The sequence below is a fragment of the Occallatibacter savannae genome (assembly GCF_003131205.1).
GTDB classification, from domain to species: domain Bacteria; phylum Acidobacteriota; class Terriglobia; order Terriglobales; family Acidobacteriaceae; genus Telmatobacter; species Telmatobacter savannae.
Genome location: NZ_QFFY01000002.1, coordinates 936,455 through 958,379 on the forward strand (window position 1 = coordinate 936,455; position 21,925 = coordinate 958,379).

Genomic DNA, 21,925 nt, shown 5'->3' on the forward strand with positions numbered 1-21,925 from the left:
CTTTTCAGAATCGGAGGAGGTAATTGAACTTTACGAAGATCTGGCGATCGGTTGAGGTACCTGGGAGCCTTGTCAGTGCGAAGTTTGGCGCGGTGATCGCATTGAAGTCTACGTTCTGAAAGGTGTTTGCGTAGCCGGCGTAGAAGGCGGTGCCGGGGTGCGGGAGGTAGGTGAAGAGAAGAGTCGTGTCGGCCTGCTTGGAGTAGGTACTCGAGACTAGAGCGTTGTTCGGAAGCAAGGTGTTGTAGTCGAGGATGGCATTGAACGAGTAGCTGGGCGTGAACTGATAGTTGAACTTCGAGCGGATGAGGTGGTTGGTGAAGATCACGCCTCTCGGAGCGGAGTCGGGCAAAACGGAATCGGTCGAGGTTGCGAGGCGCGTGTAGTAGTAGATCTCGTCGAGCCGAAGGTGCGACTGCGGATGAAGCGTCACGGTCGCCGATGCGTTCGTCCCCGTGCCAAGGAAGGGCGTGATACCGCCGGCGGGATAGTAATTGGGTTCCGCACCATGAGCGAAGCCTGTGCTCAGATCGAGCCACTTGAACCATGAGGTCGTGAGGGAGGCGGCTACACCGTTTGCATCGAATCCCTGAGCTTTATACAACTCGTATGATCGCTCAAAAAGTAAAGAGAGCCAGGTCAGGCGAGGCAGTCCCACGGTGAAGCCTGGCTCGATCCACCAGTTCTGCAGCGTGCCCTTGTGATCGTAGATGATCGTGCCGTCGAGGTTGGGCCCGTAAGACATGATGGAGTGTCCGGCAGGCGGCTTCCAAAGATAGCTCGTGTAGTTCTCCAGTCTGCGTATGTCGGTGCGGTTGATATAGCCGAGGGTTGAGGCCATTGCAGCGCTCCGATCGGTATAGGTATTCGTGAACGAGAGGTGGTTGTCGGCTTTTCTGAGCCTGAGGTAGTAACCGGGACCTGATGAATGGCTGTCGGCTGAATCGCTCTGGGTGGCCGTGGCTTGTCCCGCGAGGGTCCAGTTGTCCTTTGTCACATAGCGCAGGTCGAGGGAGGCGACTTTGTTCGAAGTGTCGTTGAACTTTGTGCCGCCGAGGAAGAGTCCGACGTGCGACTGGTGGCCGAATTCGCGCTCGACCCGGAAGATGCCGTCGATCGCGCGGTCACCGTGACCGACCTGTCCTTGCGCGAGAACCTGTCCGGGAGCGCGATCATCGCTCGCCAGTGCGCCGATGCTCCATCGGCCGAGAGAGCCGGTGAGCTTCGCGCCGTACTGCGGGTTGACAATCCGGCGCGAAAAGAAGAGCTGCTCGGGCATGACGAAGATCGAGGCGTTCTCGAGGAAGAACGGGCGGCGTTCGGGGAACACGACCTCGAACCGCTGGTTGACCTGGACCTTGGGATCGTCTGTTCCGATTTCACTGAAGTCGGGATTGAGCGCCGCATCGAGCGTGAGCGCATCGTGGATGACAAACTTAGCATCGAGTCCCAACTGCTTTTCGATCTCCTTCTGCGGGCCGGCCGCCGGATCGAGGTAACTGTCATGCGAGTACATTGCGTAGGGAATGAACTGCATGTTGCGGCCCGGAGAGATGTCGTCGTTGATCTCCATGGGCGCGAATTGCCCTACGAATTGGGGCAGCTTCTTGTGAGAGATGAAGGGCCACATCGAGAACTCGCTATTGCGCTGAATTGCACGCGCGAGGCAAATGTTCCACACCTGCTTTGAGCCGGCTGGAAAGCGCAGAGTGCGAAATGGAATGGTCTCGAGGACGACATAGCCGAAGTCGGTGATGCGGCCTTCGGAGTACCAGAGGCCTTCCCATGTGGGATCGTCGCCGATGCCGTCTGTGGTGCGGCCGTCGTACTGGATACCGTAGGGGTTCACGTCGAACCAGTAAGCGTGCTTGTGGTCCTGGAAGGTATCAATGTTGATGGTGACGCGATCGTCTAGGTCGATCTGCTTGCGCGGAGCAACGCGGGCGTGGATCTTGGCGGGATCATCTTTGCAGATCCATCCGACGTAGAGGTTCTCGCTGTCGTAAGAGAGATAGGCGGTAGTCGGCTGGCTGATGGGCTCGCCATCGTGCGGATCGAATTGCCAGAAGGTGGTGACGACTGCTTCGGCTTCGCGAGGAGTGCCATTGAGGAAGTCGGAGAGTTTGGGCGCACGGTGCACGCGAGGGATGCTGAGCGGTCCAGGTTCGGCTGAGGCGACTGTAATGAGACCGAAGCCGAAGAGGAATACAACAACCCGCAAACCGATCCGCAAGGCGCAAGATGTGCGAGCGTGAGAGGGCTGTGCCACTAGACTTCTCCGAGGTTTGCTGGTTGATCTGCTCAGTTTACTGGTGAAGCGGGTGGCTGCCACGTGCACAGATCACAGGGGGCAGTCACGGAAAAGAAAAAGGCTCCGGAGGGCATCCGGAGCCTTTGGATTGATCGCTTACAAGGATTTCAGGCCATGGCTTCTCGGCCCATCGGCTCGAATCGCAACTGGTTTGAGTTGCGATCGGCGTCGATGCGGACGTGCGCGCCGTGGAGGATCTCGCCGTCGAGGATCTTCATGGCGAGCGGGTCCTGCACCATGCGCTGGAGTGCGCGCTTGAGCGGACGCGCGCCGTAGGCCAGGTCGGATCCTGATGCGAGCACCAGTTCCTGCGCCGCAGGCGTGAGCTCGATGGAGATTGCGCGATCTTCGAGCAGCTTGCGGATCTCGTTGAGGCGCAGTTCGAGGATGGCCTCGAGCTGTGCGTGTCCCAGCGGACGGAAGATGACCATGTCATCGACGCGGTTCAAGAACTCCGGCCGGAAGTGCTCGCGCAACGTACGCATTACGCTCTCTCGCGCCATGTCGAAGTCGTGTTCTGTTTTGAGCGACTCCGTAGCAAGGAACGCCGCGCCGAGGTTTGAAGTCATAATCAGCACCGTGTTCTTGAAGTCCACCGTGCGGCCTTTCGAGTCGGTGAGACGGCCGTCGTCCATGATCTGCAGCAACACGTTGAAGACGTCGGGGTGCGCCTTCTCGATCTCGTCGAAGAGGATCACCGCGTATGGGCGGCGACGGACAGCTTCGGTCAGCTGACCGCCTTCGTCGTAGCCTACGTATCCTGGAGGTGCGCCGATGAGGCGAGCCACGGCGTGCTTCTCCATGTACTCGCTCATGTCGATGCGGACCATGGCCTGCTCGTCGTCGAAGAGGAACTCGGCGAGAGCACGGGCGGTTTCGGTTTTGCCCACGCCGGTGGGACCCAGGAAGATGAACGAGCCGATGGGACGCTTGGGATCGCTGAGGCCGGCGCGCGAACGGCGGATGGCGTTCGCAACTACGCTGAGCGCGGCATCCTGTCCGACAACGCGTTCGCGCAGCCGGTCTTCCATCTTGACGAGCTTCTTGACCTCGCCTTCGAGCATTTTGGAGACGGGGATTCCGGTCCACTTGCTGACGATCCTGGCGATGTCTTCCTCGTCGACTTCTTCCTTGAGCATGCGCGTGCTGCCAGCTGATCCGTCCTGGATAGCGTTGAGTTCGCGCAGTTCGGCATCGGCTTTGGGCAGTTCGCCGTACTGAATCTGCGCGGCGCGATCGAGCTGGCCCTTGCGGGTGTTCTCTTCGGCTTCGAAACGCAGGGCTTCGATCTTCTGCTTCAACTCACTGATGCGGGTGATGGCATCGCGTTCTTTGGTCCAGCGGGCGCGCAGAGCGGTGGATTGCTCTTTGATGGCGGCGAGTTCGCGCTCGACTTCCTGCATGCGCTGCTTGCTGTTCTGGTCAGTTTCGCGCTTGAGCGCGGCGCGTTCGATTTCGAGCGAGGTCGCCTGACGCTCGAGCTGATCGATCTCCGTAGGGACAGAGCCGATTTGGATAGCCAGCGATGCGGCTGCTTCGTCGACGAGGTCGATGGCCTTGTCGGGAAGGAAGCGGTCACTGATGTAGCGATGCGAGAGCGTGGCTGCTGCGACGATGGCGGAGTCCTTAATGCGGACCTTGTGGTGCGACTCATAGCGATCTTTGAGGCCGCGGAGAATGGCGATGGTGTCTTCGACGTTCGGCTCGCCGACGTAGACGATCTGGAAGCGGCGCTCGAGCGCGGCGTCCTTCTCAATGTACTTGCGGTACTCGTTCAGCGTGGTTGCGCCGATGGCACGGAGTTCGCCGCGGGCCAGAGCCGGCTTGAGCATGTTGCTGGCGTCGATGGCGCCTTCCGCTGCTCCCGCGCCGACAAGCGTGTGGAGTTCGTCGATGAAGAGCACGATCTGGCCGTTGGACTCTTCGATTTCTTTGAGAACAGCTTTGAGCCGGTCTTCGAACTCGCCGCGGTACTTGGCGCCGGCGAGCATGGAGCCGAGGTCGAGAGAGATAACGCGCTTGTCGCGAAGGCCATCGGGCACATCGCCGTAGACGATGCGGCGGGCGAGGCCTTCGACGATGGCGGTTTTGCCGACGCCGGGTTCGCCGATGAGCACGGGATTGTTCTTGGTGCGGCGGCTCAGGACCTGGACGACACGGCGGATCTCTTCGTCGCGGCCAATGACGGGGTCGAGCTTGCCGCGTCGAGCGAGATCGGTGAGGTCTTTCGCGTATTTCTCGAGCGCCTGGAACTTGCCTTCCGGGTTTTGATCGGTGACGCGCTGCGATCCGCGGACCGCGGTGAGAGCTTGAAGGATTGCTTCGTGCGTTGCGCCGACCGCAACCAGAGCGTCGCGTGCGGCGTCGCCTTTCTGGTGAGCGATGCCAAGCAGCAGATGCTCGGTGGAGATGTACTCGTCTTTGAAGTTTGCCGCTTCTTTGAAGGCCTGGTCGAGCGCTTTGGTCAGGGTGTTGCTCGGGCCCGGCTGAGCGGATCCGCCCTGAACGCGGGGTAGCTTCTCCTCGATCTGGTGCAGGCTGGTCTCGAGGCGTTCTGTCGGGACACCAATTTTCTCCAGCACCGCGGGAATAACACCTTCGCGATCGGCAATGAGGGCAAGCAACAGGTGGACGGGCTGGATCTCGGGATTGCCGTATTCCGCCGCGCGTCCCTGCGCCTGCTGCATTGCCTCCTGCGATTTGACTGTGAGTTTGTCCCAACGAATAGCCATTTTGTTTAGCTCCTAGCTTTCAGCTCTCAGCCTTCAGCTTTGCAGCTTAGGCCAGGCGAAGCTTACTTGCACTGATTTGAATTTAGGGTCTTGCGTTGCACATATAAATGCGCCGGGACACCTTGAGGGTGCACCCGGCGCTCAATTGCGTCGCCGCCAGCGTGTGCAGGATCGAACTGAGAGCTGACGGCTGAAAGCTGCTCCTCTTACCGTGCGCCAACCAGCTCGTGTTCGTGCTCTTCTTTCTTGTTCTCGAACTTGGACTGGGTGCCGAAGTTGACCTTGATCTGCTTGGGCTGCGCTTCGGGCTTCTTGTTGAGTTCCAGCTTGAGAATGCCTGCGTTATAGCTGGCGTTGACGTTCTCGGTGTCAACTGTCGACGGAAGCGTGAAGGAGCGATAGAAGGTGCCGTAGCGGCGCTCGATGCGGTGGAAGTTCTCTTCCTTCTCGTCCTTTTCGAACTTGCGTTCGCCCTTCACGGTGAGGGTGTTGTTCTCAACGCGGATGTCGAGGTCCTTCTCTTCCATGCCTGGGACTTCGAGCTTGAGGACGACTTTCCTCGGGTCCTCGTAGATGTCGACAGCCGGCACAAAGCTGGCAGTGGTCAAGGGATTGTCGGTCTCGTTCATCTCGCGGAACAGGGAGTTCATGCGGTTCTGAAGAGCTACGACTTCGCGAAAGGGATCCCAACGATTGATTGCCATGATTTTGTGTTCCTCCAACTGATTTGGTGATTGTGGGTTAGGGCTTTGCCCAACCGCTCATTCAATCTGATGACAATATAGCACAAGTGATTCACAAAATATGAGTATTTTGCGCTCATATTATAGAAATTGATATATGTCATTAAGAATGAGCTACGTGGGAGGAGTTCTGAAATGGGAAAAGGGGCTGCACACCGGGAATTTCGCAGATCTCAGGGCTACCCAGGCCGGGGTAGGCTGGCCGTCCATGTCGGGATGGCAGGGGAGGGCTGAAAAAGTGGTCCGAGAAAGGATGGGTGGCCGGGGGGGGCAGCGGGACGGATGGGTGGTCTGGAACTACTTCTATTGTGCCGGAAACGCAGTTAATTGACTGCAAACCGGGCGGCAGATTCGGACGGGCAGGTTTTAGAAGGGTGGGGCTGGGGAGGCGCGGGGAGGCGGGGCGAGCCGGCTCATAGAATCTAGAGAAGATGACGCTTGCGGCGGAGTTTCCCTCGTACATCGGCTGGCGCTGGGCGTGGCTGACGGTAGCTGCCTTCCTGGGCGGTGTGCTGAACGCGGTGGCCGGCGGAGGGTCGTTTCTGCTGTTTCCCGCGATCCTGGGCATGAAGGTTCTGCCTGTGCAGGCGAACGCGACCAATACTGTAGCGTTGTGGCCGGGGCAACTGACATCGGTCGCGGCGTACCGGAACGATGTCCGGCGGAATCTGCGGGTGGCGATCCCGATGGCGGTTGCGGGGCTGATCGGGGGCACGTGCGGGGCAATTGTGCTGTTGCGGACGCCGCAGACGACGTTTCTGCATTTGGTTCCATGGCTGCTGCTGGTGGCGGCGGCGATCTTCGCGCTGAGCGGGCCGGTATCGCGATGGCTGGAGCACCGGAAATTCACGCGGAGCCACGCGCAGGGCGGCGTTCATAAGCCACGAATGGTGCCGGTCTTCGTTGCGACTGCGGTGGTTTGTTTCTACATCGGCTACTTCGGGGCGGGAGCGGGATTTTTGATCATTACGCTGTTGTCTCTGTTCGGATATCAGGACCTCAACGAGATCAACGCGCTGAAGGTGGTGTCGACCACGATGGCGAACGGCATTGCGTTTCTCCTATTCGTGATCAATGGGCAGGTGGTGTGGCGGTATTGCCTGGTGGCGATGGTGACGTGCGCGGTGGGCGGATATACGTCGGCGAGTCTGGCGAGGCGCATTCCGCAGAGCGTGCTGCGCGGGACGGTGGTGTGCATCGGGTTGGGCATGGCGGCGTGGTTTTTCTGGAGAAACAGTGGTCAGTGATCAGTGGTCAGGTTCAGTGAAGAACAACGGTCAGTGTTCGTCGAGGTAGAACCAAGCGTGAGATTTGGCCGCGACTGGCGGGAGAGGCCTCGCTGACGACTGATCTCTGATCTCTGTAAACTGTCCTTATGAGTCATGAGGGAATTCGGTTCGTCAGCAAAGAGGAACAAGCACGCGAGAGCCTGGAGGACCGGCCGCTTCCACGGATTGCGGTCACGCCGGACAAGGTGCGCGTGAAGCTCACGGAGGGGACGGGGCTCGAGATCGACTGGCAGGACGGGCACAAGAGCGTGTGGAGCTTCGCGTGGCTGCGGGATGCGTGTCCGTGCGCGACGTGCATTGACGAGCGGAAGGCGCAGGGGCGGAAGGCGGGACAGCCGAAGGCAAAGGCTGCGGCGCTGCTGCCGATGTATACGCCTCCGGCCAAGCCGGCGAGCGCGCATGGCGTCGGGCGGTATGCGATCCAGTTCAACTGGCAGGATGGGCACTCGGGCGGAATCTACTCTTGGGATTATCTGCGGCGGCATTGCCAGTGCGCGGAGTGCCGGTTTGAGACGACGGAGAGTAGCGGGACGCCGAATTGAGAAGAGCAGGGGACGAGGGAACAAGGGAACAAGGCTGGTCGGTAGTGAATAGTGATAGTGAGTAACTGGCCGGATTCGTAAGCGCATTCCTTCTTTGCATTTGCGTGTTGCTCGTCGGGGCGAGGCGGTTTCGGCATCTGGAACGTGACAATCTTTTTACAACTATCTGGGCTGCCGGGTGACGGCTCGAGGCGTCTGATCTAGAACACTCCGAGATCTAAGGGTGCGCACGTCGGAGCAATTCGCGAACAGGGGATGTCCCGGTGGGCAGACCAGACACTCGCAATTTCCTATCCGTTCGAGGCGCATCTCTGCTGTTTGCGCTCCTGTATTCCGGATTCTCTCTCCTTGCTCAGCAGAGCGCCGCCGCGGGTGAACAGAGTGTGCGCATACGGCGCGACGCGAGCGAGACGGAGCCGTCGGCTTATCGCATCGAGCGATTTACGCGGGCGAGTTTGTTCCTCTCGGTTTCGTCGCTTGGGATCGGCGGACAGCTTTCGACGAATGTTTCGCCTCACCTCGATGTGCGCGTGTTCGGCAATCGAGCGTCGATCACGACACACCACTGGTCGCAAAACGATTTCAGCATCGGCGTGAACGCGGGGTTTGCGAACATGGGCGCGATGGCGGACAGCTATCCGTTTCACCTGCCGTTCCGGTTCAGCGGCGGATACCTGTTTTACAACGGAGATCGCGTGCGCGCGGACCTGCATGCAAAGCAGAACTCCGTGTTCACGATCAATGACACGGACTGGATTTCAGATAATGCAGATCCTGTGCATGGAACGGGCAGGCTGACGCTGGGCGGCAACGGATTCGTGCTGACGACGGGTTACGGCAGGATGGTGTCGCGCAGCGAGAAGCATTTCAGTTTTCCTTTCGAGGCGGGTGTCGCGTTTATCAACAGACCGGTGGTGACGTTGAACCTGTTCGGGCAGATCTGCACGGTGCAGGGGCTGAACTGCCAGCCGGCTGCGACGTACCCAGGGTTTGCGAATGCGTTGGCACAACAGTTGTCGACGTGGAACAGCGACGCCGCTCCGTTCCACATCTATCCGATCGTGCAGGGCGGCGTGACGTATACGTTTCGCATTCGGTGAGAGCTGTGGGGGAGACCCGTCCCCATGTTGGGAATTTATTTAGTACCTGCTTTTTGTCAAAATCCTCAGCGAACTTAATTTAGGGCAAGATCAATCCGGATTGGGTGCGGTTGCTCATCGGTACTCCGAAAAAAGATGTCGTCGATCGTAGCGTGAATACCTTCACGAACGGGTCGACGAGCGGTGGTGTTTTCCTCTTTGAATCCATTGTGCCTGAATGAGGGATAATTGACTGCAAAGTCGGCTGAAGTTTTTTGCACGCTGGTTCAGGTCCGCTTACGTAGTGGAGTTCCTTCGCCCCTCCGGGGCTCTGAGCGCTTTTGCGTGTCTTTCCCAGGGGTGCGCCGCTGGCGCGGCTTCTCCTGGGCTAACGTCCTTCGCCCCTCCGGGGCTGGTTGTGGCGGTGCCAATGTGTTGGCCTCTGTGCTGAAGGTGCAGATCGTGCTTCAACCCATTCGGCAAAAGCGCCGAATGGATGGGCACAGCTGCCGGTGTGGCATCGACGAGAGCGCCGAATGGATGGGGCAGCCTTCACGGAGAAGTCGATGAACATCGGGGTGTGCTGCGGGTCACACATCTGAGAACTGACGCGAACGATGCTTCGTATGGACTGGCAAGGACAACTTCATGCGAAAGCTCGGGCAGGATGTGGTGTACGCGCTGCGGCAGATGCGGCACTCACCGGTGTTTACGTTGACAGCGATGTTGACCCTGGCGCTGGGGATCGGCGCAACGACGGCAATCTTTTCGCTCATTCATACGGTGATGTTGAAGTCGCTGCCGGTGACGGATCCGGCGACGCTGTATCGCGTGGGGGAGGGGAACGACTGTTGCGTGAACATGGGGCCGGAGGGAAGCTGGGGACTGTTTCCGTACGTGGTGTACCAGCGTTTTCGGGATGCGGCGCCGGAGTTTGAGCAGATGGCGGCGTTCCAGGCGGGGCGCGAACTGTTCAGCGTGCGGCGTGGAGAGACCGATCAACTGGCGAAGCCGTTGCGCGCGGAGTACGTGTCAGGAAACTACTTTGCGACTTTCGGAATTCAAGCACATGCGGGACGGACGCTGGCACCTGCCGACGACAAGCGCGGAGCGCCGCCCGCGGCGATGCTGACACACAAAGCCTGGCAGCAGAAGTATGGCGCCGATCCCAAGGTGTTAGGCGCAACGTTTCTGATCAATGGGAATCCGTTCACGGTTGTGGGAATTGCGCCGCGCGGGTTTGATGGCGAGAGACTGGAGAGCGATCCGCCGGAACTGTTTGTGCCGATCGAGCAGGAGCCGCTGATTGCGGGCGCCAATACGCTGATGAATCAGCCGATGTCGTGGCTGCGGATTATCGGTAGGGTGAAGCCGGGCGTTAATCCCGAGTCGCTGGGGCCGCGGTTTACAACGATCTTGCGCAACTGGTTTGTGAACGATTTCGGGCCGCTGTTTCCGCAGTTTGCGCCGCAGGTGAAGGAGGTGCTGCCCAAGCAGTTTGTGAAGCTGACGCCGGGCGGCGCCGGAATTGCGACGATGAAGGCGGACTACGAAGAGAGCCTGAAAATTCTGCTGGCGGTGTGCGGACTGGTGCTGCTGATTGCGTGCGCGAACATCGCGAACCTGCTGCTGGCGCGCGGGTCGGCACGAAGCACGCAGACGGCGATACGGCTGGCGCTTGGTGCATCGCGGCGAAGGCTGATCAGACAGTGGATGACGGAGAGCCTGGTGCTGGCCGTTGCGGGCGGTGCCGCCGGACTGGTGGTGGCGTTTGCCGGCGTGCGGGTGATTCTGGCGCTGGCGTTTCGTCATGCGGAGTATGTGCCGATCAGCGCGATGCCGTCGCTGCCGGTGCTGGGGTTTGCGTTTGGAGTAGCGCTGATGACAGGGCTGCTGTTCGGGACGGCGCCGGCGTGGATCTCGACGAGGGCGAATCCGGCGACGGCGCTGCACGGAGCGAACCGGACGACGCGGGACCGGAGCGGTTTCTGGCAAAAGGGGCTCGTGATTGTGCAGGCGACGCTCTCGGTTGTGCTGCTGAGCGGGGCGGGACTGCTGACGCGCAGTATGCAGAAGATGCAGCAGCAGGACTTCGGGTTCACGACCGATCATCGCGTTAGCATCAGCATGTATGCGCCGTTCGCGGGCTACTCGCGGGAGAAGCTGGACGTGACGTACAAGAACCTGCGGCAGCGGCTCGAGCGGATTCCAGGAGTGAAGCGAGCAGCGCTGGCGTTGTATACACCATTCACGAATAACTGGGGAGAGCTTTTTATGCGGCCGGGATCGGAGCCGCCGAACATGAGCGATATCTCGAGCGTGATGGTGTCGTGGGATCGCGTGAGCCCTGGATATCTGGAGACGATGGGGCAGAAGGTGGTGCGCGGACGCACGCTGACGGAGCAGGATACGGCGGCGACGCGCAATGTGGCGGTGGTGGATGAGGCTCTGGTGAAGAAGTACTTCAAGCCGGGTGAGGATCCGATCGGGCAGGTGTTCGGGATTGATGACCCGAGATTCGCGAAGATGTACGAGATTGTGGGCGTGGTGCACACGGCGAACTACACGGATCCGAGCGGGCACTGGAGGCCGCCGCTGTTCTTTGTGCCGCTGGCACAGCACGGGACGTTCGACAAGCAGATGGTGCAGATGATCGACGACCGCAGCCACATCATGGAGGCTGCTGTGCTGGAGGTGCAGGGCGGCATGGAAGGGCTCGAGGCGCAGGTGAAGCGCGCGTTTTCGGAGGTCGATCCGAACCTGACGCTGGTGACGATTCGGCCGATGGAGCAGCAGGTTGCGGACAGGCTGGATCAGGACAGGACGGTGGCGCAGCTGACGGGATTGTTCGGATTGCTGGCGCTGGTGCTGGCGGCGGTGGGACTGTACGGCGTGACGGCGTACAGCGTGGAGCGGAGGACAGCGGAGATCGGCGTACGGATTGCGCTCGGAGCGAATCGGGCGAGCGTGGTGGAGATGGTGCTGAAGGGCGCGTTCGTGCAGATTGTGATTGGGCTGGCGATCGGTGTGCCGGCTTCGATCGCGTGCGCGCGGCTGATTGCGGCGAAGCTCTACCAGGTGAAGGGCTGGGATCCGCTGGTGCTGGGCGGGGCGGTGGCGGCTCTGGCGGTGTGTGCACTGGTGGCGAGCGTTGTGCCGGCGCGGAGAGCGGCGGCGGTGAATCCGGTGAGGGCGTTGCGGGTGGAGTAAGAAAAGCAGTTCTCAGTTTTCAGTCTTCAGTTGTCAGTCCTCAGCTCGGAGTTTCAGCCGATTTCGGAGTCGAAGGGGAGGAAGAAGGCGAAGACGGTGCCGTGACGGCGGGGAGATCGACTGGAGCGGAAGAAGATGGAGCCGTGGTGGCGGTTGATGATTTCTTTGCTGACCCAGAGGCCGAGGCCGGTTCCGATGGTTCCCTTGGTGGTGTAGAAGGGCTCGAACAACCGAATGGTTGCGCTTTTATCGATGCCGGATCCGGTATCGGCAACGGTGAAGACTACGCCTTGCTGTCCGGTTGACCAGCGGGTGGCCTCGCGCGTGCGAACGGTGAGTTTTCGCGGCCCGGAGTTCATGGCGTCGAGCGCGTTGGCGATGAAGTTGGCGAGCACCTGGCGGATTTCGCCATCGAAACAGCGGACGGTGCGTTGGGCTGTGAGGCGCGTCGAGAGCTGGGTCTGTGAGTTGCGCAGACGGCCCTGGTAGACGTTGAGGATCTCGTTGACGAGGGCGGCGGTGTCGACCTGCTGGGGGCTGGTGGACTGGCGGTGGAAGCGCAGAGTCTGCGCGGTGATGGCGGAGACGCGGCGTAGTTCTGCATCGGCACTGTCGAGGAAAATGCGGAGCTGTTCTTGATTGTCGGTGGAGCGTGCGAGAAAGAGGAGATTTGTGATGGCTTCGAGCGGATTGTTGATCTCGTGCGCGATGGAAGCGGCGAGGCGTCCGACGGCAGCGAGCTTATCCGCCTGGATGAGGGCCTTTTCGGCTTTCTTCTGCTGCGTGATCTCGAGGGATGCCGCGGTGATGCCTTGAATCTTGGCATCGGGACCATAGACGGGGAAGTAGCTGACGGTCCAATAGCGGTATTCGGTGGGGTCAGTGACTAGAGTGCCTTCGAGCGGGTAATTGACAACTGGTTCGCCGCGGGCGACCTGGTCGAAGAGTTCGCGAAGGCCAGGGATGGGCGCCATCTCGGTGAGGGTTCTGCCGAGGACCTGATCGGGTGTGAGTCCGAAGAAGGCGGCCTGGCGGTGGTTGAGACGGAGGTAGTGGTAGTCGTCGAGGTCGAAGTAGGCGAGGCCGATGGGGGCGGTGTCGTATATGGTTTTGAGTTCGGCGTGCTGGCGTTCGCTCTCTTCAGATTTGCGGCGGAGCTCTTCGCGATCAATCTCGAGGGCGCGCCGGACGCGGGCGCGTTCGATTGACTCCCAGCAGCGAGCGGCGACGGTGCCGACGAGATTCACTTCCTTCTCCGTCCAGTGTCGGGGCTCGGTGGTGTGGACGGCGAGGATGGAGGTGAGGTGGCTGTCTTTCATCAACGGGTAGGAGATGGTTGCGCGGATGCTCGTTTCGCGGAAACTCTGAAGCACGTCGGCACAGCGAGGGTCGGCCTCGACATCGTCGACGACGAAGGGGCTGCCGGCGACAAGGAGATCGTGCAGCGAGGTTGAAAAGCGGCGGAGACTATAGGTGCCGATCATGGAAGGAAGGCCATCGACGAAGTTGCCGATGACAGAGGCGGTGTCCTGATCGGCGTCGACCTCGGCGTAGGCGCAGCGATTGACGCGGATGTGGCGGCCGAGCAACTCGACGGCATTGGAGGTGATCTGAACCGGGTCGATGGCGGTGCGGGAAACAGCTTCGATGCGGGCCAACAGGGCCTCTCGCTCGTGCATCAGCTCGAGTTCGCGGCGCAGTTGTGCGATCTGCTCTTCGGGGGACGGATCCATCTCAGTACGTTGGATGGCAAAAAACGCATGAAATTGGGAAGAGATGCGGAGAAAGTAGCCGCGTGGGGCTCTTTCGATTCCAGATTGTAGAAGGGGCGGTTGGAGTCGGTTAGCGGCCGCCACGCTGGGAGGCGCGGGCTGCACGAATGAGGTTGGGCAGGTTCAGCGAGGCGGAGCGTTTGAGGTTTGCGCCGGCCATGGCTTCGAGCTGTGCCAGAGCCTGGGTGTGTTCTTCAGGGTTGCGGGCACAGGAGCAGTCGGGCGGGATGTAGATATCGAATCCGCGCATGTTGGCGTCGTGGGTTGTGGCGGTGATGCAGCTGTTCGAGGTGAGGCCGGTGAGGATGAGGGTCTCGACCTGAAGATGCTGGAGCAGGACTTCCAGCGGAGTCATGTAGAAGGCGGAGTGCATGGGTTTGAGGACAAAGTAGTCTTCGCTGTCGGGGAGAAGCGGGCGGACGAAGGAGGCGCCTTTGGCTTCGAGGCAGCGGCCGATGAGGACTTCTTTTTCGCTGCGCCAGTCGCCGTAGTTGTCGTTGACGTAGAGGACGGGGATGGATGCCTGGCGCGCACGGGCTTTGAGTTTGACGAGGGGATTGCGAATTTTGAGTGCGCCCTGGAGGATGGCGTCGCCGTCGGGGAAGTGGAAGGTGGTGAGGACGTCGATGATGAGCAGAGCGACGGGGACGGGAGAGGGGCTGGTTTGCGCGTGCTTGCGGGACCGCATGGGATGTGTGATGCGGTGCGACCGGGGCGGGTAAGTTTGGATGGAAGAAGGAGGAGAGTGCTAGGCTCGGGTGGTTATGAGTTACGAAACGATTCGGGTGGAGAAGAGGGGCGCGATCGCTACGGTCACGATGGATCGCGCGAAGGCTTTGAACGCGCTGAATGCGGCGATGTTCGCGGAGCTGGATGCGGCCTTTGGCGAGTTGGGCGCGGATGATGCGGTGCGGGTCGTCCTGCTGGCGGGCGCGGGGGAGCGGGCATTCGCTGCGGGGGCGGACATTCGCGAACTGGATGCTGTGGGGCGGGGAGAGGGAGAGGCGTTCGCGCTGCAGGGGCAGGCGGTGTTCCGGAAGATTGAGACGCTGGGGAAGCCGGTGATTGCGTGCGTGCGCGGATTTGCGCTGGGCGGGGGATGCGAGCTGGCGATGGCGTGTTCGTTCCGGCTGGCGGCGGAGGATGCGAAGTTTGGACAGCCGGAGGTGAAGCTGGGAGTGATTCCGGGGTATGGGGGATCGCAGAGGCTGCCGAGGCTGGTGGGGCGCGGTGCGGCGCTGAAGCTGTTGATGACTGGCGCGGTGATCGATGCGCGGGAGGCGTTGCGGATTGGATTGGTGGATGAGGTGGTGCCGGCCTCGGAGTTGATGACGCGGGCAGAGTCGCTGGCGGAGGAGATTGCGGCGCAGGCTCCGGGGGCGGTTGCGGAGGTGATTCGAGTGGTGGATCAGGGGTTGGATCTGCCGCTGGAAGAGGGGCTGCGGTTGGAGGCTGCCGCGTTTGGAAAGTTGTGCGATTCGGCGGATAAGGCGGAGGGGACGAAGGCGTTTCTAGAGAAACGGAAGGCGGAGTGGGGGAAGGGGCGAGGTTAGTTACTTCTCTCCCACATCTCAAAAGCGAGATATGGGGCACCCGTCGGGCCTTTTTGTTTCCCATGTCTCCAAAGACCGGAGATCCTTCGACAAGCTCAGGGCAGGCTATGGGGCACCAGGGTTCTCGTGCGGTGGGACGGTATTCTAGAAGAGTGAATTCCCCTTTTGTGAGTGTGCGGTATTGGGTGGTAGCCGGGCTGGTTGCGGCGGGGCTGGTTGCCTGCCATAAGCAGGAACAGGCGGTTGTAGGAGCGGCGAAGAGCGCTGTGAGCGCGGAGCAGCAGGCGCGGGCTGCCGCGGAGGCGCGGGCGACCAAGCGCGACGAGCAGCGGGCGGAGCTGGCGAAGATTTCGCTGCCGACGAAGAGCATGTACGTGGATGTGCACGAGCCGGCGGCGTGGGCGAATCCGTTTCTGGCGGTCGGGCCGGAGACGATCACGCTGCGGATCATCAACGCGGATGCGAACACGAGCGATGTAGGCAAAGGGACGATGCTGCGGCCGGAAGGGGCGCGGCGGCAGGAGATCCAGATCAGGCCGCAGGATCTTGCGGAGGCGATGGTGGCGGTTCCGGCGAACGCGTGGAAGTACGGGCGCGTGGTGGCGGTGGCGGAGATGCCGGGTGGGGCGGCGAAGGATCGCGCGAAGATGCGGCGGAATGTGGAGAGCGCGATCCAGCAGTTGAATGATCTAGGGATTGTTGTGGAGGAGTGGCCGGGACGGTAGGGGCGCACGATCGAGGCGTTTTAGCCTCAGTATTCAGGTCTTAGTGGAATTCAGGTGTTCCATCGTCCCTAACGGGACTTGGAATATTTTTGATTGAAGTTTCCCCACGCTAAAGCGTGGGGCTAACGAACGCTGCGCCTGACGGCGCAGGTTGTTCGAGCGGCCGAGATTCTGTGGGCGCTACTGAAACATCGGGTAGCCTTTTATCGCCTCCCGTGTTTGCCTCGCGAGATCGGCAGCATTCCGTAGTTTGTATCCCGCCCTAAATTGGTCCCACGACCAACTTAAAATGGGGCACCCATACTTATATCTTGTGTCTTGTTTCCCATGTCTCCAACTTCAGGAGACATGGGGCACCCGAACTTTGTTGAGAGATCAGCGCTAAGATCACAGCGTGGATGTTTTCAAGATTCTGAATCAGCCTTCTCTGGAACATGAGAAGTTCAGCGCACATCGGGAGCTGGAGGCGCGGCTGAAGGTGAAGCTGCGCGGCGATGTGCAGTTCGACGCGGGTTCGCGCGCGCTGTACGCGACGGATGCTTCGAATTACAGACAGCTGCCGGTTGGGGTGATTCTGCCGCGGGATGCGGCGGATGTGGAGATGGCGCTCGCAGAGTGCCGCGCGCTGGGGGCGGCGGTGTTGCCGCGCGGCGGCGGAACAAGCCTGGCGGGGCAGTGCGCGAACGTCGCCGTAGTCTTTGATTTCTCGCGATATATGACGGGGCTGGTGTCGATCGATGCCGCGGCGAAGTTGGCCGTGGTGCAGCCGGGCATTGTGTTGGACACGCTGCGCAATGCCGCGGAGAAATACGAGCTGACGTATGGGCCGGACCCGGCGACGCATTCGCGGTGCACGCTGGGCGGGATGATCGGAAACAACAGCTGCGGCGTGCATGGGCTGATGGCCGGGAAAGTGGTCGATAACGTGGAGTGCCTGCATGTGGCGCTCTACGATGGCACGCGGATGACGGTGGGCAGGACGAGCAATGCGGAACTGGAAAGGATTATTCGCGAGGGCGGACGGCGCGGCGAGATCTATGCGGGGCTGAAAGGCATTCGTGATCGCTATGCGGATCTGGTGCGGGCAAAGTTTCCGAAGATTCCGCGGAGAGTTTCGGGATACAACCTGGATGAGCTGCTGCCGGAGAACGGATTCAATGTGGCGCGGGCGCTGGTGGGGACGGAGGGGACCTGCGTCACGGTGCTCGAGGCAAAACTGAATTTGACGAAGAGCCCGCAGCATCGTGTGCTGACGGTGCTGGCGTTTCCAGATGCGTTTGCGGCGGCGGATGCGGTGCCTGCGGCGCTGGAGCACAAGCCGATCGGGCTCGAGGGGTTCGACCAGATGCTGGTCGACTTCATGCGGCGGAAGGGATTGGCATCTGCGCAGTTGCAGAAGCTGCCGCCGGGACAGAATTTTCTGCTGGTGGAGATGGGGGCGGATTCGGAGGAGGAGGCGCAGGAGAAGTCGCGCAGGATCGCGGAGGGATCGCAGAAGTGGCCGGTGAAGCCGGTAGCACATATTTGTTCGCCGGAGGAGGCGGAGAGCGTTTGGTATGTGCGCGAGTCGGCGCTGGGCGCGGTGGTGTTTGTGCCGGGCGAGCCGGATCGGTGCGAGGGTTGGGAGGATTCTGCAGTGCCGCCAGAGAGGCTGGGAGATTATCTGCGCGCGATCAAAGAGCTGATGAGCGAGTACGGATACAGCACGCCGCTTTATGGGCACTACGGGCAGGGATGTGTGCATATGCGGGTGAACTTCGACTACCGAAGCGTGGAGGGCCTCACGAAATTTCGCGAGTTCATGGAGCGCGCGACGGATGTGGTGTTGCGATTCGGTGGGTCGCTAAGCGGCGAGCATGGCGATGGACAGTCGCGCGCGGCGCTGCTGCCGAAGATGTTCGGGCCGGAGCTGATGGAGGCGTTCCGGGAGTTCAAGCGGTTGTGGGATCCGGATAACCGGATGAATCCGGGAAAGCTGGTGGATGCGGTAAGGGTGTATGACCCTGTAGAGAACCTGCGCCACCTGCGGTGGGGCCAATCGCCTTCGGCAGACCCGCGCCAGGAAGAAGGCGCGGGAGCGAAGTCTGTTGTTGAATTTGAGCCGTACCTTGCGTTTGCGAAAGATGGTGGGTCGCTGGAGCGCGCAACGGAACGATGCGTTGGCGTGGGGGCATGCCGCAAGACCGAAGGCGGGGTGATGTGCCCGAGCTATCGCGGGACAGGCGAGGAGAAGCATTCGACAAGAGGGCGCGCGCATCTGCTGTGGGAGATGCTGGCGGGATCGCTGCGGCCGGAGGGGTTCCAGAGCGAGGCGGTGCTGGAGTCGCTGGATCTCTGTTTGAGTTGCAAGGCGTGCAAGACCGAGTGCCCGGTGCAGGTGGACATGGCTGCGTACAAGGCGGAGTTTTTGGCGCAGCACTACAAGACGAAGATGCATCCGCTGCAACATTATGTGTTCGGGTTTGCGGACAAGCTGGCAAGATTTGGGTCGACTGCGCCGGGGTTGGCGAATGCAGTGTTGACGGGAGGGCTGACCAGCGGCCTCGTGAAGCGATTGGCAGGAATGGCCAGGGAAAGAAAGCTGCCGTCGCTGGCGCGGAAGTCTTTTCAGAAGGCTCGCGTAAAAGGCAACTCTGAGGTTGCACATGGGGCGGGGGCTGCTAAGCCTGTCGTGCTGTGGCCGGATACGTGGAACAACTACTACCATCCACGGTCGCTGGAAGCGGCCGAGACGGTGCTGGAGGCGGCGGGTTTTCGCGTGGAGTGCCCGCGAGAGCACGTGTGCTGCGGAAGACCGCTGTACGATTTTGGATTTCTGGATCAGGCGCGAGCTTATCTCGAACGCGTGATGGAGAAGGTGGGCGCGGAGGTCGAGGCGGGGTTGCCGTTCATTTTCCTGGAGCCGAGTTGCGCGAGTGTCTTCAAGGACGAGTTGCTGGAGTTCTTCCCGAACGATGCGAGGGCGCAGAAGCTGAGCAGGCAGACGTGGCTGCTGGCGGACTGGTTGGCGGAGAAGGCGCCGGAGTGGCGGCCTGCAGGCCTCGAGGGCGCGCAGGTGCTGGTGCATGGACATTGCCATCACAAGGCGGTGTTCGGTGGACCGGCGAGCGAGATCGCGCTGCTGAAAAAGGCGGGTGCGAAGGTGGAGGCGATCAAGGCAGGGTGCTGCGGCATGGCGGGGCCGTTTGGATTTGAGGCGGAGAAGTATGAGGTATCGAAACGCATTGCGCAGGATGGCCTGATGCCGGCAGTGGATGGTGCCGGTCCAATGACAGTGCTGGTGGCGGATGGGTTCAGCTGCAGGGAGCAGATCGAGCAACTGGGACATAAGCAGGCGGTGCACTTCGCGGAAGTGCTGGCGAGAGGATGCGGATGCGGGGGATAGCTTTAAGGGACTAGGGACTAGGGACGAGGGTGCTAGACTGGGGCGGCCGGCGGGAGAGTGCAGATGCGCATCTGGCGGGTGGTTGCCCTTTTCATGGTGGCGGCTGTTTCCGTGATCTGCTTTGCGCAGCAGCAGGGCGGCCAGCGGGTTGTGCGCGTGCCGGATGGCGGGCAGAGCGGCGCGATGGAGAGCATCTTTGTGCCGCCAAAAGCGGGTGCGCCGTTCAGCCTGACTCTGCACGCAGAATGGAAGCGGCCGATCGGGAACGGCGGGTCAATTACCTTCACGAATGAGCGCCGGATCATCCGCGACAGCAGGGGGCGCATCTTCCAGGAGCGCCGCGCTGGTGCCGAAGAACACGAATGTGAAGAGCTTTGTAACGACGATTCAGATCACGGATCCTGCGCAGCACACCTGGTACAACTGCATCGTTGCGAGCAAGGTGTGCGATCTGTATCAATACCGGCTGAGCACTACGGACAAGTTCGGGCCGCTGCGCGACGGGAATCTTGTGTACGAGGGCGGAAGCAGCCAGGATGAAGATCTCGGCGTGTCCAGTACGCTGGGCGAGGACACGCACTGCTATCGGGAGACGCGCACGGTGAATCCGGGAGTGACCGGCAACGATCAGCCGATGGTGAGTATGCGTGAGTTCTGCTACTCGGCGCGGCTTGCGTTTAATCTGACCTCGATTGTGGATAATCCGTTTTCAGGACACCAGGAATTCATGGTGACGGATCTTGTGACTTCGGAACCGGATGCTGCGCTGTTTGAGATTCCGGCGGGGTATACGGTCGCGGATCACCGGGCGGACGACAAGTAGTCCGGACTAAGTAACACAGGACTTGCACCGCAGCGGGGAAGTCGACTTGACTTTGATTGCGTACGATCGTACTCTTTCGAGATGCGGTACTCAGCGGAGCACAAGGCGAAAAACCACGAACGGATACTCTCGACGGCGGCACGTTCATTTCGGGAGCATGGCGGAGATACGAGCGGCATTGGGACGGTCATGAGCAAGGTGGGCCTGCAGAAAGGTGGTTTCTACCGGCATTTTGAGAGCAAGGACGACCTCTTTGTCGAGGCTGTGGCGCGGGCACTGGAGGAGACGGGGCGGAGCATGGAGGAGCATGCGAAGTCTGCGCCGCAGGGGCAGGCGCTACGGGCGATCATCGAACGCTATCTGAGCGTGGGTCATGCGAACTCGCCTGGATCGGGCTGCGTGCGAGCGGCGCTGGGGGCGGAGATCGCGCGAAAGCCGGTTGTGGTGCGGCGGAGGATTGAGGTGCTGCTGCGAGCGTATCGGGAGCGGCTGGCTCCATTCATGCCGGGAAAGACGCTGGAGAAGCGGGTTGAGAATTGCGGTCTGCTGTTTTCGGGCATGGCCGGCGTGCTGATGATGGTGCGGGTGATGACAGATGGCGAGCGGCGAGAGCATACGCTGGTAGAGGCGCAAAAGATGTTTTTGAAGTGTTTCGGGGAGGAGTGATTTTTTTGAAGCAAAAGAGTACGAACGTACTCTAATGTACATGCAAGCGAATGGGCCAAGTTCCATCCTCGAGAGGAGAGACAAATGAAATACCTCATGCCTTTACTTCTGGCGGCGCTTCCTGCGTCGCTGGCGCAATCACCGGGCGGCGGTTCGGGCGTGCCGAGCGCGGCGATTCCAAAAACTACAGCGGTGCTGGTGATCGAGACCGTGAAGCAGGGTGTCACCGCGCAACAGGTGATGACGATCATCCCCGATGAAATTCAGGCAACCGCGAGGTTGTATCTCGATGGCAAGATCCGCGAGTGGTATTCGCGCGGCGATGGCAAGGGTGTCGTGTTTCTGCTCGATGTCAAGACGGAGGGCGAGGCGCGTGAGCTGATGGATTCGCTCCCGCTGGCAAAGGCGCAGCTGATGGATCACCAGTATGTGCCGGTGGGTCCGCTGATGCCGCTGCGGGCGTTGAACCCGGCGGCATTTCAGTGATGGTTTGCATAGCCAAGTGTTGGGATCCCGCCCAAGCAGAGCTTGGACGGGGCACCCAGCGAGAATCTACGGAGGATTGTTTATGCCGCAGCAAATGATCTGGTTCTTTACGAGTGTGGCTTTTGGCCTGATCGCGTGGAGCGTGGTGACGGCTCGCTACGTTTGGCCGCTACTTCGCGATCGCGCGCCGTTGGAGGCTCTGCGGCCGATCCTGGTGCTGCACAGCTTCCGGTATATCGGGCTGGCGTTTCTAGTGCCGGGAGTGGTCTCGGCTGAGCTGCCGAGCGCTTTTGCGCGTGCGGCGGCTTACGGAGACATTGTAGCGGCGGTGCTGGCGTTGGTGACTCTGATGTTGCTGCCAAGCGCAGCGGGAATGGCGGCTGCGTGGGTGTTCAACGTTTGGGGCCTTGCGGATCTGCTGAATGCGTTTTATCAGGCGAATCGGGCGGGGTTGCTGGCGGGGCAGATGGGTGCAGCGTACTTTCTGCCGACGGTGATCGTGCCGCTGCTGATGATTACGCACGTGGTGGCGTTCAGGATTCTGGCGCGTCATCAGCGCGAAGTCTGGGTGCGACCGCGAACAGCGCGCATTGGGCTTGGTTGAGTCGA

The 21,925-nt window shown here is 60.8% G+C and carries 17 protein-coding genes; 11 read left to right on the top strand and 6 right to left on the bottom strand.

Annotation, left to right across the window (positions count from 1 at the left end; all coding sequences use genetic code 11):
* Window positions 1-4 precede the first annotated feature (4 nt).
* From DHV10_RS11510 to DHV10_RS11520, 3 genes are all read right to left on the bottom strand, one after another.
* Complete coding sequence (locus DHV10_RS11510) at window positions 5-2,269, bottom strand: carbohydrate binding family 9 domain-containing protein (protein ID WP_204101390.1); 2,265 nt, start codon at window positions 2,267-2,269, stop codon at window positions 5-7.
* Window positions 2,270-2,418: 149 nt separating this feature from the next.
* On the bottom strand, window positions 2,419-5,043 hold the full coding sequence (clpB, locus tag DHV10_RS11515) for an ATP-dependent chaperone ClpB (RefSeq protein WP_109486455.1): 2,625 nt from the start codon (window positions 5,041-5,043) through the stop codon (window positions 2,419-2,421).
* Window positions 5,044-5,249: 206 nt separating this feature from the next.
* Complete coding sequence (locus DHV10_RS11520) at window positions 5,250-5,747, bottom strand: Hsp20/alpha crystallin family protein (protein ID WP_109486456.1); 498 nt, start codon at window positions 5,745-5,747, stop codon at window positions 5,250-5,252.
* A 470-nt stretch (window positions 5,748-6,217) separates the two neighbouring features.
* Between DHV10_RS11520 and DHV10_RS11525 the strand changes: the two genes are divergently transcribed.
* The 4 genes from DHV10_RS11525 to DHV10_RS11540 all read left to right on the top strand — a co-directional run bounded on the left by DHV10_RS11525 (window position 6,218) and on the right by DHV10_RS11540 (window position 11,906).
* Window positions 6,218-7,033 carry a sulfite exporter TauE/SafE family protein gene (locus tag DHV10_RS11525; RefSeq protein WP_109486457.1) on the top strand — a complete coding sequence of 272 codons (816 nt, stop codon included), beginning with the start codon at window positions 6,218-6,220 and terminating at the stop codon, window positions 7,031-7,033.
* A 128-nt stretch (window positions 7,034-7,161) separates the two neighbouring features.
* Window positions 7,162-7,617, top strand: a complete 456-nt coding sequence (locus DHV10_RS11530) for a gamma-butyrobetaine hydroxylase-like domain-containing protein (protein WP_109486458.1) — start codon at window positions 7,162-7,164, stop codon at window positions 7,615-7,617.
* Window positions 7,618-7,880: 263 nt separating this feature from the next.
* Entirely contained in the window at window positions 7,881-8,717 is an 837-nt protein-coding gene (locus tag DHV10_RS11535; protein ID WP_109486459.1) for a hypothetical protein, read from the top strand.
* A gap of 627 nt (window positions 8,718-9,344) precedes the next feature.
* Complete coding sequence (locus DHV10_RS11540; protein WP_109486460.1) at window positions 9,345-11,906, top strand: ABC transporter permease; 2,562 nt, start codon at window positions 9,345-9,347, stop codon at window positions 11,904-11,906.
* A 53-nt stretch (window positions 11,907-11,959) separates the two neighbouring features.
* Here DHV10_RS11540 and DHV10_RS11545 read toward each other — a convergent pair whose 3' ends face one another.
* Complete coding sequence (locus DHV10_RS11545; protein WP_239461517.1) at window positions 11,960-13,639, bottom strand: sensor histidine kinase; 1,680 nt, start codon at window positions 13,637-13,639, stop codon at window positions 11,960-11,962.
* Window positions 13,640-13,748: 109 nt separating this feature from the next.
* A complete protein-coding gene (locus DHV10_RS11550; protein WP_109486461.1) occupies window positions 13,749-14,366 on the bottom strand; it encodes a cysteine hydrolase family protein in 618 nt (205 codons plus the stop codon).
* Window positions 14,367-14,442: 76 nt separating this feature from the next.
* Between DHV10_RS11550 and DHV10_RS11555 the strand changes: the two genes are divergently transcribed.
* From DHV10_RS11555 to DHV10_RS11565, 3 genes are all read left to right on the top strand, one after another.
* Entirely contained in the window at window positions 14,443-15,231 is a 789-nt protein-coding gene (locus DHV10_RS11555) for an enoyl-CoA hydratase/isomerase family protein (RefSeq protein WP_109486462.1), read from the top strand.
* A gap of 152 nt (window positions 15,232-15,383) precedes the next feature.
* Window positions 15,384-15,956: a hypothetical protein gene (locus DHV10_RS11560; RefSeq protein ID WP_162601446.1), complete on the top strand. Its 573-nt coding sequence runs from the start codon at window positions 15,384-15,386 to the stop codon at window positions 15,954-15,956.
* A 394-nt stretch (window positions 15,957-16,350) separates the two neighbouring features.
* Entirely contained in the window at window positions 16,351-19,341 is a 2,991-nt protein-coding gene (locus tag DHV10_RS11565) for an FAD-binding and (Fe-S)-binding domain-containing protein (protein ID WP_109486464.1), read from the top strand.
* A gap of 32 nt (window positions 19,342-19,373) precedes the next feature.
* On the opposite strand, the gene DHV10_RS11570 is transcribed toward DHV10_RS11565, so the two are convergent.
* A complete protein-coding gene (locus DHV10_RS11570) occupies window positions 19,374-19,667 on the bottom strand; it encodes a hypothetical protein (RefSeq protein WP_162601447.1) in 294 nt (97 codons plus the stop codon).
* 20 nt (window positions 19,668-19,687) lie between these two features.
* Here DHV10_RS11570 and DHV10_RS11575 point away from each other — a divergent pair, with 20 nt between their 5' ends.
* The 4 genes from DHV10_RS11575 (at window position 19,688) to DHV10_RS11590 (ending at window position 21,920) form a co-directional block, all read left to right on the top strand.
* Entirely contained in the window at window positions 19,688-20,164 is a 477-nt protein-coding gene (locus tag DHV10_RS11575; protein WP_109486466.1) for a hypothetical protein, read from the top strand.
* 81 nt (window positions 20,165-20,245) lie between these two features.
* Window positions 20,246-20,830, top strand: coding sequence for a TetR/AcrR family transcriptional regulator (locus DHV10_RS11580; RefSeq protein ID WP_109486467.1), 585 nt, complete (start codon window positions 20,246-20,248; stop codon window positions 20,828-20,830).
* A gap of 84 nt (window positions 20,831-20,914) precedes the next feature.
* Entirely contained in the window at window positions 20,915-21,316 is a 402-nt protein-coding gene (locus DHV10_RS11585; protein WP_204101391.1) for a hypothetical protein, read from the top strand.
* A gap of 82 nt (window positions 21,317-21,398) precedes the next feature.
* The gene (locus DHV10_RS11590) at window positions 21,399-21,920 is read left to right on the top strand and encodes a hypothetical protein (protein WP_204101392.1); all 522 of its coding nucleotides are present in this window, start codon (window positions 21,399-21,401) and stop codon (window positions 21,918-21,920) included.
* Window positions 21,921-21,925 lie beyond the last annotated feature (5 nt).

Coding starts and splice junctions, on each gene's coding strand:
- DHV10_RS11520 (WP_109486456.1), bottom strand. CDS start 5,747: ATGGCAATCAATCGTTGGGATCCCTTTCGCGAAGTCGTAGCTCTTCAG.
- DHV10_RS11580 (WP_109486467.1), top strand. CDS start 20,246: ATGCGGTACTCAGCGGAGCACAAGGCGAAAAACCACGAACGGATACTC.
- DHV10_RS11530 (WP_109486458.1), top strand. CDS start 7,162: ATGAGTCATGAGGGAATTCGGTTCGTCAGCAAAGAGGAACAAGCACGC.
- clpB (WP_109486455.1), bottom strand. CDS start 5,043: ATGGCTATTCGTTGGGACAAACTCACAGTCAAATCGCAGGAGGCAATG.
- DHV10_RS11550 (WP_109486461.1), bottom strand. CDS start 14,366: ATGCGGTCCCGCAAGCACGCGCAAACCAGCCCCTCTCCCGTCCCCGTC.
- DHV10_RS11590 (WP_204101392.1), top strand. CDS start 21,399: ATGCCGCAGCAAATGATCTGGTTCTTTACGAGTGTGGCTTTTGGCCTG.
- DHV10_RS11585 (WP_204101391.1), top strand. CDS start 20,915: ATGAAATACCTCATGCCTTTACTTCTGGCGGCGCTTCCTGCGTCGCTG.
- DHV10_RS11570 (WP_162601447.1), bottom strand. CDS start 19,667: ATGCGCCCCCTGCTGTCGCGGATGATCCGGCGCTCATTCGTGAAGGTA.
- DHV10_RS11545 (WP_239461517.1), bottom strand. CDS start 13,639: ATGGATCCGTCCCCCGAAGAGCAGATCGCACAACTGCGCCGCGAACTC.
- DHV10_RS11525 (WP_109486457.1), top strand. CDS start 6,218: ATGACGCTTGCGGCGGAGTTTCCCTCGTACATCGGCTGGCGCTGGGCG.
- DHV10_RS11540 (WP_109486460.1), top strand. CDS start 9,345: ATGCGAAAGCTCGGGCAGGATGTGGTGTACGCGCTGCGGCAGATGCGG.
- DHV10_RS11555 (WP_109486462.1), top strand. CDS start 14,443: ATGAGTTACGAAACGATTCGGGTGGAGAAGAGGGGCGCGATCGCTACG.